Annotated in this window: 17 protein-coding genes; 10 read left to right on the top strand and 7 right to left on the bottom strand. The window is 65.1% G+C overall.

The window, feature by feature from the left end; all coding sequences use genetic code 11:
• Window positions 1-9: 9 nt before the first annotated feature.
• From QA600_RS18155 to hemE, 4 genes are all read left to right on the top strand, one after another.
• A complete protein-coding gene (locus QA600_RS18155; protein WP_278293340.1) occupies window positions 10-567 on the top strand; it encodes a YeeE/YedE family protein in 558 nt (185 codons plus the stop codon).
• A 1-nt stretch (window position 568) separates the two neighbouring features.
• Window positions 569-1,030, top strand: coding sequence for a DUF6691 family protein (locus tag QA600_RS18150; protein ID WP_278293339.1), 462 nt, complete (start codon window positions 569-571; stop codon window positions 1,028-1,030).
• 27 nt (window positions 1,031-1,057) lie between these two features.
• Window positions 1,058-2,224 (top strand): inorganic phosphate transporter, encoded by a 1,167-nt coding sequence (locus QA600_RS18145; protein ID WP_278293338.1) that lies wholly within the window; start codon window positions 1,058-1,060, stop codon window positions 2,222-2,224.
• Window positions 2,225-2,294: 70 nt separating this feature from the next.
• A complete protein-coding gene (gene hemE / locus QA600_RS18140; RefSeq protein WP_278293337.1) occupies window positions 2,295-3,308 on the top strand; it encodes a uroporphyrinogen decarboxylase in 1,014 nt (337 codons plus the stop codon).
• A gap of 102 nt (window positions 3,309-3,410) precedes the next feature.
• On the opposite strand, the gene QA600_RS18135 is transcribed toward hemE, so the two are convergent.
• Together QA600_RS18135 and QA600_RS18130 are read right to left on the bottom strand one after the other, a co-directional pair.
• Window positions 3,411-4,016: an HAD family hydrolase gene (locus tag QA600_RS18135; protein WP_278293336.1), complete on the bottom strand. Its 606-nt coding sequence runs from the start codon at window positions 4,014-4,016 to the stop codon at window positions 3,411-3,413.
• Window positions 4,017-4,350: 334 nt separating this feature from the next.
• A complete protein-coding gene (locus QA600_RS18130) occupies window positions 4,351-4,488 on the bottom strand; it encodes a hypothetical protein (protein ID WP_276255537.1) in 138 nt (45 codons plus the stop codon).
• A 55-nt stretch (window positions 4,489-4,543) separates the two neighbouring features.
• Between QA600_RS18130 and QA600_RS18125 the strand changes: the two genes are divergently transcribed.
• Entirely contained in the window at window positions 4,544-5,896 is a 1,353-nt protein-coding gene (locus QA600_RS18125) for a transposase (protein WP_278293335.1), read from the top strand.
• 48 nt (window positions 5,897-5,944) lie between these two features.
• On the opposite strand, the gene hemH is transcribed toward QA600_RS18125, so the two are convergent.
• The 3 genes from hemH to QA600_RS18110 all read right to left on the bottom strand — a co-directional run bounded on the left by hemH (window position 5,945) and on the right by QA600_RS18110 (window position 8,970).
• Window positions 5,945-7,006 carry a ferrochelatase gene (hemH, locus tag QA600_RS18120; protein ID WP_278293334.1) on the bottom strand — a complete coding sequence of 354 codons (1,062 nt, stop codon included), beginning with the start codon at window positions 7,004-7,006 and terminating at the stop codon, window positions 5,945-5,947.
• Between the two features lie 91 nt (window positions 7,007-7,097).
• The gene (gene hemG / locus QA600_RS18115; protein ID WP_278293333.1) at window positions 7,098-8,378 is read right to left on the bottom strand and encodes a protoporphyrinogen oxidase; all 1,281 of its coding nucleotides are present in this window, start codon (window positions 8,376-8,378) and stop codon (window positions 7,098-7,100) included.
• Window positions 8,379-8,541: 163 nt separating this feature from the next.
• Window positions 8,542-8,970 (bottom strand): thioredoxin domain-containing protein, encoded by a 429-nt coding sequence (locus tag QA600_RS18110; RefSeq protein ID WP_278293332.1) that lies wholly within the window; start codon window positions 8,968-8,970, stop codon window positions 8,542-8,544.
• 211 nt (window positions 8,971-9,181) lie between these two features.
• Between QA600_RS18110 and QA600_RS18105 the strand changes: the two genes are divergently transcribed.
• Both QA600_RS18105 and QA600_RS18100 read left to right on the top strand, forming a co-directional pair.
• Window positions 9,182-9,523 carry an SHOCT domain-containing protein gene (locus tag QA600_RS18105; RefSeq protein WP_278293331.1) on the top strand — a complete coding sequence of 114 codons (342 nt, stop codon included), beginning with the start codon at window positions 9,182-9,184 and terminating at the stop codon, window positions 9,521-9,523.
• Between the two features lie 93 nt (window positions 9,524-9,616).
• Window positions 9,617-11,626 (top strand): heavy metal translocating P-type ATPase, encoded by a 2,010-nt coding sequence (locus tag QA600_RS18100; protein ID WP_278293330.1) that lies wholly within the window; start codon window positions 9,617-9,619, stop codon window positions 11,624-11,626.
• Window positions 11,627-11,655: 29 nt separating this feature from the next.
• On the opposite strand, the gene QA600_RS18095 is transcribed toward QA600_RS18100, so the two are convergent.
• Window positions 11,656-12,081 (bottom strand): OsmC family protein, encoded by a 426-nt coding sequence (locus QA600_RS18095; protein WP_278293329.1) that lies wholly within the window; start codon window positions 12,079-12,081, stop codon window positions 11,656-11,658.
• 360 nt (window positions 12,082-12,441) lie between these two features.
• On the opposite strand from QA600_RS18095, the gene QA600_RS18090 reads away from it, so the two are divergent.
• Window positions 12,442-12,855, top strand: coding sequence for a helix-turn-helix domain-containing protein (locus tag QA600_RS18090; protein ID WP_005559330.1), 414 nt, complete (start codon window positions 12,442-12,444; stop codon window positions 12,853-12,855).
• A 3-nt stretch (window positions 12,856-12,858) separates the two neighbouring features.
• Here the strand turns inward: QA600_RS18090 and QA600_RS18085 are convergent, their stop codons facing one another.
• A complete protein-coding gene (locus QA600_RS18085; RefSeq protein WP_278293328.1) occupies window positions 12,859-13,455 on the bottom strand; it encodes a GNAT family N-acetyltransferase in 597 nt (198 codons plus the stop codon).
• A gap of 257 nt (window positions 13,456-13,712) precedes the next feature.
• Here QA600_RS18085 and QA600_RS18080 point away from each other — a divergent pair, with 257 nt between their 5' ends.
• Both QA600_RS18080 and QA600_RS18075 read left to right on the top strand, forming a co-directional pair.
• On the top strand, window positions 13,713-14,594 hold the full coding sequence (locus QA600_RS18080; RefSeq protein WP_278293327.1) for a ParA family protein: 882 nt from the start codon (window positions 13,713-13,715) through the stop codon (window positions 14,592-14,594).
• A complete protein-coding gene (locus QA600_RS18075; RefSeq protein ID WP_278293326.1) occupies window positions 14,591-14,983 on the top strand; it encodes a hypothetical protein in 393 nt (130 codons plus the stop codon). The genes QA600_RS18080 and QA600_RS18075 overlap by 4 nt, the downstream gene beginning before the upstream one ends.
• Window positions 14,984-15,190 lie beyond the last annotated feature (207 nt).

Genomic DNA, 15,190 nt, shown 5'->3' with positions numbered 1-15,190 from the left:
AGTAGCCGAATGGGACCTGAACTCATCGCACCCGCGCTGTACGAGACCCTGTTTCCAGCCGGGATCAGTCGCTACGCCGTCGGGGGGCTGCTCGTCGGCCTCGGTGCCGTCGTCATCTATCTGGGCACCGGGATCGCCGCCGGCGCGAGCACGTTCCTCGAGTCGACGCTGTCGTACGTCTCCGACCAGTCGCGATTCCAGCGCTATCGCGCTTCGCGGGACTGGCGGGTCGTCTTCACCCTGGGGATCGTCGCTGGCGCGGCGATCTACGCGCTGACGTTCCAGTCCGGGCTCGTCTCGAGCGGGCTCTACCAGTCCGGGACGACCGGCGAGCTCCGTGAGGTCGGCGGATTCACGATCTGGCTCACCGACGTCCAGCCCTGGCGGCTGTTCCTGGGCGGGATCCTCGTCGGGATCGGCACCCGGATCGGCAAGGGCTGTACCTCGGGCCACGGCGTCTGTGGCGTCGGCTCGGCCTCGAAGACCTCGATCGTGGGCGTGATCACGTTCCTGGCGGTCGCGATCGGGACGGCACAGGTCGTGATGGCACTGGGGGTGACACCATAGTATGAGTCAGCAAAGACACCCCCTGTTCATGCCGCTGATCTTCGTCGGCGGCCTGATCTTCGGCTTTGGGCTCGGCTTCAGCCACATGGCCCGCCCCGAGGTCGTCCTGAACTTCCTGCAGTTCGAGGACTTCGGGCTGCTGTTCGTGATGGGCGGCGCGGCGGTCGTCACCGGCCTGGCGTTCGCGCTCGTGCCGCGACTGCGCGAGCGGGCGCCGCTGACCGGAGCGGCCTACGGCCGTCGCCTGAAGTCGTTCGACCGCAACGTCCTCATCGGCGGCGGCATCTTCGGCGTCGGCTGGGGGCTCTCGGGAATCTGCCCCGGTGCGGCCTACGCCAGCCTCGGCGTCGGCAACGTCACGATCCTGTGGGCGATCGCCGGCATGTTCGTCGGCGCCTACGCCCAGGGGTACTGGCGCAGCCAGCGAACGGCTGCCGAAACGATCTCCGCGGGCGCAGACTGACCCGATTCTCACGCTCCCAGCTACACGATGGATCCAACGACGATCCTGCTGTTCGCCGTCGCCGCGGTCTCGAGTCTATTCATGGCCTGGGTTATCGGTGCCGGCTCGAGCGGCGCGACCCCCTTCGCGCCCGCGGTCGGCGCCAACGCGATCGGGACGATGCGGGCCGCCTTCGTCGTCGGCCTCCTCGGCTTCGCCGGGGCCGTCACGCAGGGGGCGAGCGTCTCCGAGGCCGTCGGACGTGATCTGATCCACGGCGTCTCGCTGCCCGCCTCGAGCGTCATCGTCGTCCTGCTGATCGGCGCGGGGCTGATGGCGATCGGGATCCACACCGGCTACCCCATCGCGACGGCGTTTACCGTCACCGGTGCGGTGATCGGCGTCGGCATCGCGCTGGGCGGCGATCTCGCGTGGGCGAAGTACGCCGAGATCGGCGTCGTGTGGCTGTTAACCCCTTTCGTCGGCGGCGGGCTCGCCTACGCCATCGCCAGCGTCCTCCCGCGTTCCGACGTCGCCGAACGCGACAGCGTCCCGGTGCTCGCCGGCTTCGTCGGGGCCGTCGTCGCCAACCTCGAGTTCGCGTTCTTCGAGCGGGGAACCCTCGTCGCGACGGGCGTCGACGCCCTGCCGCTCGAGGGTCCCGTCGTCGCGGGCGCGCTCACGCTCGGCGCCGGCGTCCTCGCGGCGCTCGCCGTTCGGTGGGACGTCACCCGGGACGAGGCGGGCGGGCTGCGACGGTTCCTGCTCGTCCTCGGGGGGCTCGTCGCGTTCTCTGCCGGGGCGAGCCAGGTCGGACTCGCCGTCGGCCCGCTGCTCCCGCTACTCGACGATGTCTCGATGGTCTCGCCTATCGTCGTCTTGCTCGGCGGCGGGGTCGGAATCCTCGTCGGCTCCTGGACGGGCGCGCCGCGGATGATCAAGGCCGTCTCCCGGGAGTACGCCTCGCTGGGTCCGCGCCGATCGATCGCGACGCTCGTTCCCTCCTTTCTCATCGCCCAGACGGCGGTCCTGCTCGGCGTTCCCGTCTCGTTCAACGAGATCATCGTCAGCGCCGTCATCGGCGCCGGGCTGGCCGTTGGCGGGGGTGCCGGCGTTAGCCCCCGGAAGCTGGGCGTCACAGTGTTGGCCTGGATCGGCTCGTTCGTCCTCGCGTTCGGCCTCGGCTACGGGACGATGACCCTGCTGGCTCGCTGAGGCCCGTCCCGAAGGGGAGCCATCGCCCGGTTTCGCAACTATTAGGCGCTCGAGCAGCCAACCATCGGCCATGGAAGAGCTATTCCTCCGGGCGGCACGTGGCGAGCGGACCGAACGCCCGCCGGTGTGGATGATGCGACAGGCGGGCCGATACCTCCCGGAGTATCGCGAACTGCGCGAGGACTACTTGTTTCTCGAGGCGATCTCGACGCCCGAGATCGCGACCGAGATCACCCTCCAGCCCTGGGAGCGGTTCCGGCCCGACGGCATCGTCATGTACTCGGACATTCTCACCGTGCTCGAGCCCCTGGGTTTCTCCTATCATCTCGAGTCCGGCGTCGGCCCGGTCGTCGAGAACCCCGTCGAGTCCCCGGACGACACCCACAGAGAGCGGGGCGACGTCGAGGAGGAACTGTGGTACGTCGGCGAACTGCTCGAGCGGCTGAGCGACGAACTCGGCGAGCAAGCCGCGGTTCTGGGCTTTACTGGAGGGCCGTTCACGCTCGCGGCCTACGTCTGCGAGGGAACCCCCTCGCGGTCGTTCATGGACGTCCGCCGATTGCGCGCCGAGCACCCGGAGGCGTTCGAGCGCCTGCTCCGGGCGTTTACCGACATCATCGTCGACTACGTCCGCTTCCAGGTCGAGTCGGGCGCCGACGCGATCCAGCTGTTCGACACCTACGGCGGCCTGCTCTCGCCCGCGGACTACCGACGATTCCTCCTGCCGCTCCACCAGGAGATCGTCGACGCGGTCGACGTCCCCACGATCGCCTTCGTCCGCAACGTCAGCGGTAACCTCGAACTGCTCGAGGATACCGGCGCGGACGTGGTCAGCCTCGACTGGACGGTCGAACTCGAGGAGGCCCGCGAGGAACTCGGCGACGTGGCGATCCAGGGGAACCTCGATCCCGCCCTGTTGTACGGCGATCCCGACACCGTTCGGGAGCGGACTCGAGACGTTATCGCGGCCGCGGGCGATGCGGGGCACATTCTGAACCTGGGCCACGGCGTCGACCGTAACGTCCCCGTCGAGAACGTCGAGGCGTTCTTCGAAGCGGCGAAATCGGTCTCGCGCGAGGTGTAGAGCGACCGATCCGGGATCCAGGGTGCCTGCGGGAGCCACCTTCGAGATCGACACTCACGGATCGGCAAGCGAACCGTCGTCCGTCCGCAAACCCTCGATCGATCACTCCAGCTTGAGGACCGCTGGGACGTCTCCGAACCCACCACCCTCGTATTGGTGTGCGATCCACCCGACGTTTTCGGCGCCGCTGACGTCCGTCTCGTCATCTCCGATCATTGCGTAGGAGTCGGCCGAGAGACGCCGTTCGGCGGTCCGATACGGGGCCGGGTTCGGTTTGTGCGCGCCTGTTTCGTAGGACGCCACGACCGCGTCGAAGTAGCGCTCGAGGTCGTGCTCGCGGAGTTTGTACCGCTGCCACTCGGGGACGCCGTTCGTGAGCACGCCAAGCGAGTAGTCCGTCGACAGTCTCTCGAGGTCGCGGTACGCGCCCTCCGGAGGGCAACAGGCTTGAGACTCCTGCCGACGAAGTTCTTCGGCGAGTTGATCCGGCCTCGAACAGCCGGTGACGCTGGCGAACGCTCGCCTCACCGGATTCGGCTCGTGGGCCTCGAACGACTCGAAGAAGGCGTCGTTGTACTGTTCGATCCACTCCGCTCGCAGTTCGTTTACTACCGATTCGAACGTCTCGGTCAGAATTTCGCGATAGCCGCGACGCCACTCGAGCAGCGTTCCGTCCAGATCGAAGAGTATCGCCCTCGTCGTGGTCATCTCGTCGAGCTACAACGGCATGGTTGATCTGCGTTCTCCTGTACTCGCCGACTGCCATTCAAAAGAAGGATGCTACTACTCCCGGATGCGAGGGATCTTGCACGTCTCCTGGCCCGCTTGGGCAACGAGCGACTGTGGGCTCGATCGCATGTTCCAATCGGACTCCTCGAAGTCGACGACTCCCGGACTCCTCGGAGCCGACGACTCTCGGACTCGGTAGCAGTACTCGAGCGAGTCCTACAGAGAACGCAGGAGAGATCCCACGACTTTAGTCGTGGGGTGAATCCGTCACTGCTGAATCAAACCACGGTATCCGCCTGCGGGATGTCCCACGCTACAGATCATCTTCTTCGATCCGCTTCATACCCTGTACCAGCAATCCCTTCCACGTCAGTCCGTGCTTGTCCTTGAGCCGCTGCATTTTCTCATACTGCTCGTCGTCGTCGACCTCGATGTGGATGTTGTTGGTCATAGCGTAATAGATAAAACATAGATATTTATATCTGTAGGGTGAAAGGGAGACAGCGATGAAGCGCACCAACACGTTCGCCGTACGCCCGCTCTCACCTACTGGAGAGCAACTGCTACGGGACCTGTTGGATGCGTCTGCCGCACTCTGGAACGAAACCAACTACGAACGCCTCATCCGATACGAAGACGAAGACGGATACGAGAATGAAGACGTGTGGGACGCTGACACCGGCAGTCTCGAAGGGAAATACAAAGATATTCTCGGCGCGTCCACCGCCCAACAAGTGATCCGCAAAAACAGCGAAGCGTGGCGCGGCTTCTTCGAAAACAAGAAGAAATACCACGACGACTCCGATACCTCGATCACGGATAACCCCACTCCACCGGGGTTCTGGGGCAACAAAGATGATGGTCGAAAACTCCACACTGTCATCCGCAACACGTCGTACACTGTCGAATGGGGCGAGCGATCCCGGCTCGAAATACTGGTCGGGTCCAAGTTGAAAGACCGGTACGATCACACTGGGCGTCTCCGACTGGAACTCGCTGGCGAGCCGAACTGGCCCGAGTACGAAAAACAGGGCCGGTTGGACCTGTGGTACGACGAGACCGACAGCACCTTCAGAGCTTCGCAGCCCGTGACTGTTTCTGATGATGCACGGGCAACTCCACTGGCTGATGAAACAGCCGCTCTGGACATCGGTGCCAACAACCTCGTCGCCTGCACCACGGCAACCGGTTCACAATACCTGTACTGCGGCTCCCATCCGTTCGAACGGTTCCGTGAAACGACCGAACGAATCGCAGAGTTGCAGGCGAAAATCGACGACCAGCGGCGAACAAGTGAGCGGATTGACCACTTGTACGATACGATGTACGGGCGTCGTGACCACGCCCAAGACGCACTCGTCCGCGACCTCGTCGAGCGCCTGTACGACGAGGGCGTTTCAACCGTGTATATCGGCGACATCAAAGATGTGTTGAAGACGCACTGGATGCCTGAGGTAAACGCAAAGACGCACAATTTCTGGGCGTACCGTCGGTTCATCGACCGCCTCGACTGTGTCTGTGAAGAGTATGGGATCGAGGTTGTCGAAGAATCCGAGTCGTGGACGACCCAAGAGTGTCCAGAGTGTGGCGAACGTGAAGAGACGGAGCGGAACGGCGACTTGTTCCGCTGTGTTTGTGGGTTTGAGGGACACGCCGATCTAAAGGCGAGTCAACTGTTCCTCGAACGCGAGACTGGTATGAAAGCCGGGCTGATGGCCCAGCCCGTGTGCTTCGAGTGGGACGACCACGACTGGTCAGAGAGATCATACTCTCCCGCGAGGGCAAGTCCCAAAGAAGATCCCACAGACCGGAGTACCCGCCGTACGGTGGGAAAAGTTGCCTCCGTGGAGTCGGCATAATCCGACATCCCGACGGAGGAATCCCACGACTGAAGTCGTGGGAGGAGGTCAATGCGGTGGCAGTCCGGCGTTGTAACAGTACGTGCCCGGCTCGGGCCGACACTCACACTGGCGGAGTTGGTAGTACGACGGCTCGAAGCCCGAGAGGAACGGCTCGACGGTGTCGGCGAGCAGCGTCGCGAACCGCGGATCGTCGTGGGGAACCGGAACCCGGTGAAGCTCGAGCCCGACGTCGGCAGCGTCCTCGCGCAGGTCGATATCGAGTTCGACCAGTGTCTCGGACTGTTCGTGCATGAAGCTCATCGGCTCGACGACGACGCGTTCGGCTTCGCCCTCCAGGCCCTCGACGACGTCTTCGGTCTCTGGCTCGGTCCACTCGATCCCGCGGTTGGCGTGGTTCTGGTAGCCGATCTCGTAGTCGTCGATCCCGAGGATGCTGGCGATCGCCGACGCGTGTTCCTCGACGTACTGGTCGTACCGACTGCCTTCCGCGAGGTACTTCTTCGGCGTTCCGTGTGCGGAGAAGACGAACGCGGTGTCGGGACCCCGGAGGTCGACGCCCTCCTCGTCGACGAACTCGCGGATCCCCTCGGCTCTGAGCCGGTTGTAGGCGGGCACCCGGTGCCAGCCGGTGATCGCCGTAAACTCCGGCTCGTACCCCTCGCGGTCCTCGATCGCGGTCTCGAGTGAGTCGATCGCCGAGACCGTCGTCGAGGGGCCACACAGTGGGTAGATCGGGACGGCGACGACCGAGTCGATCCCGTCGTCGGCCAGCGTTGCCGGGAGGTCGGTGATCAGCGGCTCCATGAACTGCATCGCGTGGTAGAGCTCGACCTCGTGGCCGCGCTCGGTCAGGGCGTCCTCGAGGGCGTCGGCCTGGGCGCCCGCCTGCTCCTGAAGCGGCGAGCCGCCGATCTCCTCGTACTCCTCCATCAGGCTCGGCAGCCGCCGCTCGGCCAGCTCCCGCGAGCGCTCCCAGGCGGCCTCCTCGGAGTCGGCCTCCTCGAGATCGGCGTTGTCGAAGAAGATCCGGGTGAGGTACTCGAGTACCGTATCGCGGTCCGGTACGGCCGGTTCGCCGAAGTTCAACAGGACGACGCCGGTTGTCATAGCCGGCCGTTAGGACGGTGCCGGTATAGGTACTTCGAAGGCGGAACCCGACTCCGTTCCCGCTGGTACCCATCACGCCCGGCTCGCCCCCTCATTTGGCGGGTGTCGCCTCGCCGGCGAGTTCGTCGGCGATCGCCGTGGCGGTTCGAATACGTCCTGGGATCCCGGGTCGGTCGACGAAGTTCGTACAGAGATGGATTCCGTCGGGAAGCTCGAGGTCGTCCGTCGCCGTCCACGAGCGGTCGTACGCGGGCATCCCCGGCTCCCAGCGATGCACGTGGATCGGCGTCGCCGGAGCACCGGTGATCCGCTCGAACTCGGCGGCGCCGACCCGTCCCAGCTCCTCGTCGTCTGCCTCGGCGAGCGCCGGGTAGCTCAGCGGGTCGATGTAGCACGTAAAGAGCCCGTCCCGGTCGAGGAAACTCGAGTTCCAGGTCAGGCCGCTGATCCGGACGTCCGATCCCGGCGGGACGAGTGTTCCGATCCCGGTGCCGTCGAACGTCGACTCGAGAAAGACCATCCCGATCGGGTTGTAGTTGAACCGGCGCAGCGTCGCCTCCAGTTCGGAATCGACCGGCGCGAGCAACTCGGCGCAGATCTCGGCGGGCGCCGTCAGGACGATCTCGTCGACGCGCTCGCTCCCGTCGGCGGTGTGGAGCTCGTACCCGTTCGCCCGCTCGCGGATCGACTCGACGGGCGTCTCGAGGTGGATCGAGTCGGCGTGGGCCTCGTACAGCCCGTTCGTCAGCTCTCCCAGCCCGTCCTCGAAGGTACACATCGGCGGCGTCTCGCGATCCTCGAGCAGCTTCCTGGCGATCCACAGGAGGACGCTTCGCTCGATGCCGGCCTTCTCGAGGACGCGTCCGAGCGAGTACTCCACGAGCATATCTCGAGGATCGGTCCCGTAGAGGCCGCTGTACAGCGGCCCGAGGTATCGACGTGCCGCCTGCGTCCCGAACGCTCGAACCAGGTAGTCGTCGACGGTCTCGTCCGGCCGTGGCGGTCCCATCAGGGGCTCGAGGAGCATTCGGAGCTTTCCCGCAGGAGAGAGGAGGTCGGTCGTCAGCACCTCCCGGACCGACAGCGGCGCCACCTTCAGCGCGCCGTCGTGGTAGACGTAGATCGGCTGGTCGTCGTCGCCGAACTCCAGCCGATCGCGGAGCCCGAGGTCGTCGACCATCGACTCGAGCCCCGGCGTCAGCCGGAGCCGCTGTGGCCCCAGCTCGACGACGTGGTCACCCACGTGTCGGCTTCGTACGACCCCGCCGGGCTCCTCGCGCGCCTCGAACGCCGTCACGTCGATGTCTCGCTTCTCGAGCGCGTGAACGAGCGAGAGACCCGAGATCCCAGCTCCGACGATACCGACCTTCATTATTCGTCCTTTCGAGCGGAGCCTTTTCGGTGTATCGTCACGCGGCCGACGCTGTCACGCGGTCGCTCGCTCCGGTACTATAGTAGCAACTGAAACTGTTTGCACACCGACCACACAGCCATCGTGCGATCGGGCGCGCACTGACGTTCAGTGCCTACTATAGCTAACCGTGTCGCTCGATCAGCGATTCGAGCGTCGCCCGGTCTTGCGCCCCGAGCAGTCGCTCGACCGGTTCGCCGTCGACGTACAGCACCAGGGTCGGGATGCTCCGAGCGCCGAGTTGTTGGGCCAGCCGCTGGTGGGCGTCGACGTCGACTTTCGCGACGGCGGCGTCGGTTTCGGCGGCCAGCCACTCGATCGTCGGCTCGAGCATCTTGCAGGGGCCACACCAGTCGGCGTAGCAGTCGACGAGGACGACGTCGTGGCTGTCGACGACGTCCTGGAGGTGTCCCTGCCCCTCGATCGCGATCGGCTCGGCCGGCGTCTCCACTCCGTCTTCGCTCGGGTCGCCGCCGTTCTCGAGGCGACGCTGCAGTTCCCGTTTCTTCCGTTCGCGGATCTGCGCTCGCTCGTCGTCGGCAGTGTCGCTCATCGTCGAACGACGGTACGCGCTTGTCAGATATAACAGCTATGTATATATGGGACAATACATAGGCTTCGTAACCGACTTTTGGCCGGCAATGACTTGTCGAGCCGCGGTAAGAAGCACTCCTCAAGACGCTTCCTTCGATACTTCCGGCTCGCTGGGAACTTACGTCTATTCCTATATGCCACAATATCGTATGTTCGAACGTGATCAAGTCATGACGACCGCACGCGAACGGTTCGGACGGGACGTATCAGCGCTCGTGGCGACCGTCACCGTCCTCGTCGGCATGACGGGAACCGCCGTCGCGCAGGGCCACGGCGGAACGATGGGCGGCTGGGGAAGCTGGGGCTGGCTGTTCTGGCCGCTGCTGGCGGTCGGTCTGCTCGCGATCGCGGCCGCCTGGGCCGCGAGCCGCGACGGGGGCTCGACCGCACGCGACCGAACGGGGACCTCCGGCCGGGCGCTCGAGGACCTCCGCGAACGCTACGCTCGCGGGGAAATCGCCGAGGAGGAGTTCGAGCGACGGCGACGGACGCTCCGGAGGGACGGGGAGTGACGACGATCGAAGCCACCACCGTCCCGTCCCGAGGACGTCGCGGTGCGTCGTCCACTGACGAATACTTATTCGATCGACGGTACGAGTAGTAGTATGGAGACGTTCTCGAGCGCGGTTTCAGCCGCGTCAGACCGGTCGACGGAACCGGCGGAGCGACCGGTCGTCCGACGGCAAGCGGCGTTCGTCGTGCTCACCTTTTTCGGGATGGTGACCGGGCTGCTCGGCGGGTGGTTCGGCGCTCCGGAGTCGCTCGTGTGGAGCAGCTACGCGGTCGCTTACGTTTTCGGCGGCTGGTACGGACTCAAAGAGAGCGTCAGGGCTCTCCAGGAGCCCGCAGTGGAGATCGACCTCCTGATGATCCTCGCGGCGCTCGGCGCGCTGTTTATCGGCGCCCCGTTCGAGGGCGCGATGTTGCTGTTTCTGTTCTCGCTGTCGGGCGTCTTGGAGGAGTATGCGATCGGCCGATCGAGAACCGCGATCAGGTCGCTCATCGAGATGCGCCCGGAGTCGGCCCGGATCCTCAGCGACGGTCAGGAAACGACGACGCCGATCGACGACGTCGAGGTCGGCGACGTGTTCGTCGTTCGCCCCGGCGATCGGCTGCCGTTAGACGGCGTCGTCGAGGCCGGCGAGAGCACAGTCGATCAGTCCTCGCTCACCGGCGAGTCCGTTCCCGTGACGAAAGCACCTGGCGACGAGGTGTTCAGCGGGACGATCAACGAGACGGGGAGTCTCGAGGTGCAGGTCACCCGCAAAGCGGAGGAGTCGGCGATCTCCCGGCTCATCAACATGGTCGAGCGGGCCCAGGAGAAGCGGGCGCCGACCCAGCAGCTCATCGACCGCTTCGAGCAGCCCTACGTGATGAGCGTCCTCGCGATGACGGCGGTCGCGGTCGCGCTCCCGATAACGGTGCTGAACCACTCGTTCGAACCGACGTTCTACCGCGCGATGACGCTCATGGTCGCGGCGTCGCCCTGTGCGGTCATCATCTCGACGCCGGCGGCGGTGCTCTCGGCGATCTCGGCCGGCGGCCGACAGGGTGTCTTGTTCAAGGGCGGCGAACACATCGAGACGGCGGGCAACGTCGACGCCGTCGCCTTCGACAAGACCGGGACTCTGACGGAGGGCAACACCCGGCTGACCGACGTGAGCGCTCGAGGCGCCGTCTCCGGCGACGGTGGATCAATTCGCGGCGAACTGGTCGCTGGGGAGTCGCTGACCGACGAGCAACTGCTCGCCATCGCGGCCGCGGTGCAGTCCCGGTCCGAGCACCACCTCGCCGAGGCGACCGTCGAGGCCGCCCGAGAGCGGGGCCTCGAAATCCCCGCGGCGACCGGGTTCGAGGCGGTCGTCGGCAAGGGCGTTCACGCGACCGTCGAGGGGAGAACGATTCACATCGGCAACCCCCGGTACGTCCGGACCGAACTCGAGGGACGATCGGTCGACGGGCTCGAGGCCGGTCTCGACGCCGTCCGCGACCTCGAGCACGGCGGAAAGACGAGCGTCCTCGTCGTCGAGGAAACCGACGATCGCCTGCGGGTGCTCGGCTGGCTCGCCTTTAGCGATACGATCCGGGCCGACGCGGCCGAGACCATCGAACGGCTTCGCGAGCGCGGCGTCGAGCAGATCGTCATGCTCACGGGCGACAACGAACGGGTCGCCCAGTACATCGCCGAGGAGCTCGGGATCGACGAGGTGTACGCGGAGCTCCTTCCCGAGGAAAAAGTCGACCACATCGAGGCGCTCCAGGAGCGCCACGAGGCCGTCGCGATGGTCGGCGACGGGGTGAACGACGCCCCCGCGCTCGCGACGGCGGACATCAGTATCGGGATGGGCGGCGCGGGAACCGACGTCGCCCTCGAGACGGCCGACATCGTGCTCATGTCCGATAGACTCGACCGATTACCGTATGCGTTCGCACTCAGCAAGGAGACGCGGCGAACGCTGTACATCAACTTCGCCATCGCGTTCGGCGCGATCGCGATCATGATCGTGGCGATCCTCACGGCTGGAATCCCGCTGCCGGTCGCGGTGGTCGGCCACGAAGGTTCGACCGTGCTGGTCAGCCTGATCGGGCTGCGGCTGCTCCGGTTCGACGGCTGATGTGTGGCTGTCGATGCGCTACGGCCGCTTCAGGCCGACTCGACGGCGACCTCGAGCGACGTCTCGTTTTCCACGTTATCGGTGACCGGACAGCGGTCCTCGACGGCCTCGAGCCACGACTCGAGCGTCTCGTCGTCCGCGTCCGCCTCCACCGCGATCGTCACCTCCAGATCCTGCAGTCCGGAACGAGCGTCGGAGGGCTCACCGCGGTAGCTGGCGTAGTCGACGTCGCCCTCGACCCGTAGGTTCATCTCCTCGATGGACAGATCCATGTCGCGGGCGACCATCGTCGCCGTCGAGTTCAGACAGCCCAGGACCGCACCCAGGAAGTACTCGACGGGGTTGACGTCCTTGCCGACGACGAACTCGGCGTCGCCGGTGTCGATTCGCGTCCGTCTCGGACTGAGCCGCTCGCCCGTCAGTTCGTACGTCGTCGGTTCGTTCGATCGTGTCATGAGTATGGCCTCTGCTAGCAGGTCGTCCGTCTCGCCGAATAAGTCTTGGTCAAATTCTACAATTCCAAGAATCGGTCTCTCGGGACGTCGTCGCGTCGGTCGGCGAGGGTGGCGGTATCCAAACGAGAACACTGGTACGCTGTCGACGGTCGCTCTTCGGTCATCTTGTCTGAAACTGAATACGTCAATCCCGCTCGCTTCCGCAGCCGGATCTCGTAGGTAACACGACCACGCCTTCGACGACGATCGGCCCGAGCACGGCGTTTTGGCCGGCGCTCGACGGGACACGAAACGGTTCCTCGACTTTGTACAATATTCGCACAACCCTTATACCGGCGGGGCTCCTACTTCGATTCAGTAATGGCAAACTCGATGGCGGAACAACTCCAGCAGGACATGCAGTGCGAGGGGCTGCTCGAGTGTATCCACGGTCTCAAACAGCTCGACAAGGACTGCTTCCGGGCGCTCGTCGAGAGCGAGGAGCCGCTGACGATCGACGAGGTCGCCGAGCGGGTCGACCGCGAGCGCTCGACGGCGTACCGAGCGATCCAGCGGCTGCTCCAGAGCGGGTTCATCCAGAAGGAGCAGGTCAACTACGACCAGGGCGGCTACTACCACGTCTACTACCCGACCGACCCGACCCAGATCGCAAACGACATGCAGCGGATGTTGAACGACTGGTACGCGAAAATGGGCCAGCTCATCCAGGAGTTCGAGGACAAGTACGAGGGCGTCGAGGACGGAACACCGGCGGTCGAGGACACGCGAGCCTAAGCCTCACCGACCCGTATCGTACTTGTACGTCGCCGTCTCCGGGTCGATACCGAAGTCCTCGGCGCTTTCGTCGTCGTCCTCCTCTTCGGGTTGTTCCGTCGCTTGCTTGAACGCCTCCCGAAGCCGCTCCGGCATCCGGAACCGCTCGACCTCGATCGCTAACGGCACCGCGTCCGGGTCGATCTGCTCGCGCTTTTCCGTGTGGCGCTTCTCGAGCGGTGCCGGAAGCTGCTCGGTGTCGATCCGGCGGAAGCCGAACCGGGCGAGGTAGGCGCTCTCGCTCGTCAGCGCGTAGACGGTGTCGAACCCCTCGTCGCCGGCATACTCGAGCAGCCGTTCGACGACGTGGGCGCCGACGCCCTGGTCGCGCCATCCCTCGAGGACGCCGATGCTGGTCAGCTCACAGACTTCGGTCGGCCCCTCCTCCTCGGGGTCGGTCCTGTGGATCCGAATCCGTCCGAACCCTGCCTTCTGGCCGGAGACCTCGTCGACGGCGACCACGTAGTCGCGGGAGCGAAACGCCGTATCGTCGAGCCCCATCGACTCGATGTGGTCGAGCAGCCAGACCTCCTCCCTGTTTTTGGCGTCTCGGACGTACATGATCGGACCTAGGCCATCTGCTACCAAAAGAGTTTGCGGGTCTCCGATGAAGCGACGAGATCGACACGTCGGAGACGGCTCGAGTCAGCGATCCATGGTACAATAGGTAGCTTAGCTACTGTACCTATTGGAGCTATGTAAGCTATTGTATCGAAGTCGGCAGGGTTATGTGCCTCTCATCAGCTGTGTCCAGTATCCGCTGAGAGTGACGTTCACGGACGAGTAGGGAGCTCTCAATCAGTGGATGGGAATACACCATGACAGACGAGCCACGCGCGGTAAGCGTAGTCATCTTGAAAGGCGGTGTCGGAAAGTCGACGACCTCGATCAACCTCGCACGGCAGCTCGCGGAGCGCGGATCGACGCTGTTCGTCGATCTGGACCCGAACGGACACGCGACGAACGGCCTCGGGTTCGAGGAGGCCTACCACAGCGAGACGGATCTCGGAAACGTCATCCTGGAGGGCGATGCCACGCCCCACGATATCATCCAACAGACGGAGTACGGGTTCGACCTGCTGCCCTCTTCGGACTCCCTCGAGGACGTCGAGACCGAACTGGCGGGCGCGATGCAGGGATCGGCCCGCGTCAAGTCCAAGATCGTCGACCCTCTGCTGGGCGAGGCCTACGACTACGTCGTCTTCGACTGCCCGGCCTACCCCGGAATGCTCAACAACAACGCCCTGGTCGCGACGGGCAACGTCGTGATTCCGATCGAGCCCGGCTCGAGCGCCATCGGCGGCTACAAGCGGACGATGGAGCGGCTGATCGAGCCCGCCCGCGAGTACATCGACGTCGAGGTGCTCGCGATCGTCCCCAACAAACTCGAGGACCGCATCGACCAGCGCACCGAGGCCCGGGAGCTGCTCGAGAGCCTGAACACGGCCGAACACGAGGTCAATCCCGGCCAGCCGCTGCCGGAGGTCGTCCCCGAGTTCGCCCGGATCACCGCCGACGAGTTCGAACGCATCGACGCCGGCGAGCTCGAGCCCCCGAAGCCGGGCATTCGCCACCGGGCGGCGCTCTCCCGATCGCTGAGCCACGAACAACCCCTCCAGGACTACGCGCCCGACTCCGACCAGATCGCCGCCTACGAGGAACTCGCCGGGATCGTCGCGAACGGAGGTGTCGACCGATGAGCAACCCGTTCGACGACCTCGAGGCCGAGACAGCCGAATCGCCGAACGTCGAGGACGACGAGGGGACGGCCGAGGCCGCGTCCGCCGGCGAGTTGCTCGAGTCCTCGACGGAAGAATCCGCGAGCGCGGCCGAATCGACGACCGACTCGCCCGCCGAGAGCGGCCCCGCCTTCGAGTACGACGCGGTCCGCCAGCGCCCGCTGTACGCCCGCGGCGAGACCTGGGACGCCTTCGAGAAGAAGCTGCGGACGACGATCACGCCGACGCTGGCTCGCGAGGACGTCGTCGACGAGGAGACCCGCGAGATCCACGACGCGGTGCTCCGGCTGGCAACCGAGGAGCCCGACCGGATCGCCGAGCTGGTGCTCGAGGCGCGCCGCGAGGAGTAGCGTCGGAGCGGTCCGTCTCGACAGCGCGGATCCCGGTCGGTATTTTTGAGAGCGAGGGTGCTGTGAACGCGGGCTCTGATACGGATTGCTGTACCGATGTCCCGGCGCAACCGCCGCACGGGTCGCGGTTACGCCGGGACTGACGTACAGTAAACCGTATGAGAGGTGGGGGGCAGCCACCCTCGTCCCTCTTCGGCGGGCTGCCTT

This window comes from Natronococcus sp. A-GB1, assembly GCF_029688845.1.
Lineage (GTDB): Archaea > Halobacteriota > Halobacteria > Halobacteriales > Natrialbaceae > Natronococcus.
The sequence above is the reverse complement of the archived record's forward strand: the minus strand, read 5'-3'. Positions and strand labels throughout refer to the sequence as shown.

Coding starts and splice junctions, on each gene's coding strand:
- QA600_RS18155 (WP_278293340.1), top strand. CDS start 10: ATGGGACCTGAACTCATCGCACCCGCGCTGTACGAGACCCTGTTTCCA.
- QA600_RS18150 (WP_278293339.1), top strand. CDS start 569: ATGAGTCAGCAAAGACACCCCCTGTTCATGCCGCTGATCTTCGTCGGC.
- QA600_RS18145 (WP_278293338.1), top strand. CDS start 1,058: ATGGATCCAACGACGATCCTGCTGTTCGCCGTCGCCGCGGTCTCGAGT.
- hemE (WP_278293337.1), top strand. CDS start 2,295: ATGGAAGAGCTATTCCTCCGGGCGGCACGTGGCGAGCGGACCGAACGC.
- QA600_RS18135 (WP_278293336.1), bottom strand. CDS start 4,016: ATGACCACGACGAGGGCGATACTCTTCGATCTGGACGGAACGCTGCTC.
- QA600_RS18130 (WP_276255537.1), bottom strand. CDS start 4,488: ATGACCAACAACATCCACATCGAGGTCGACGACGACGAGCAGTATGAG.
- QA600_RS18125 (WP_278293335.1), top strand. CDS start 4,544: ATGAAGCGCACCAACACGTTCGCCGTACGCCCGCTCTCACCTACTGGA.
- hemH (WP_278293334.1), bottom strand. CDS start 7,006: ATGACAACCGGCGTCGTCCTGTTGAACTTCGGCGAACCGGCCGTACCG.
- hemG (WP_278293333.1), bottom strand. CDS start 8,378: ATGAAGGTCGGTATCGTCGGAGCTGGGATCTCGGGTCTCTCGCTCGTT.
- QA600_RS18110 (WP_278293332.1), bottom strand. CDS start 8,970: ATGAGCGACACTGCCGACGACGAGCGAGCGCAGATCCGCGAACGGAAG.
- QA600_RS18105 (WP_278293331.1), top strand. CDS start 9,182: ATGACGACCGCACGCGAACGGTTCGGACGGGACGTATCAGCGCTCGTG.
- QA600_RS18100 (WP_278293330.1), top strand. CDS start 9,617: ATGGAGACGTTCTCGAGCGCGGTTTCAGCCGCGTCAGACCGGTCGACG.
- QA600_RS18095 (WP_278293329.1), bottom strand. CDS start 12,081: ATGACACGATCGAACGAACCGACGACGTACGAACTGACGGGCGAGCGG.
- QA600_RS18090 (WP_005559330.1), top strand. CDS start 12,442: ATGGCAAACTCGATGGCGGAACAACTCCAGCAGGACATGCAGTGCGAG.
- QA600_RS18085 (WP_278293328.1), bottom strand. CDS start 13,455: ATGTACGTCCGAGACGCCAAAAACAGGGAGGAGGTCTGGCTGCTCGAC.
- QA600_RS18080 (WP_278293327.1), top strand. CDS start 13,713: ATGACAGACGAGCCACGCGCGGTAAGCGTAGTCATCTTGAAAGGCGGT.
- QA600_RS18075 (WP_278293326.1), top strand. CDS start 14,591: ATGAGCAACCCGTTCGACGACCTCGAGGCCGAGACAGCCGAATCGCCG.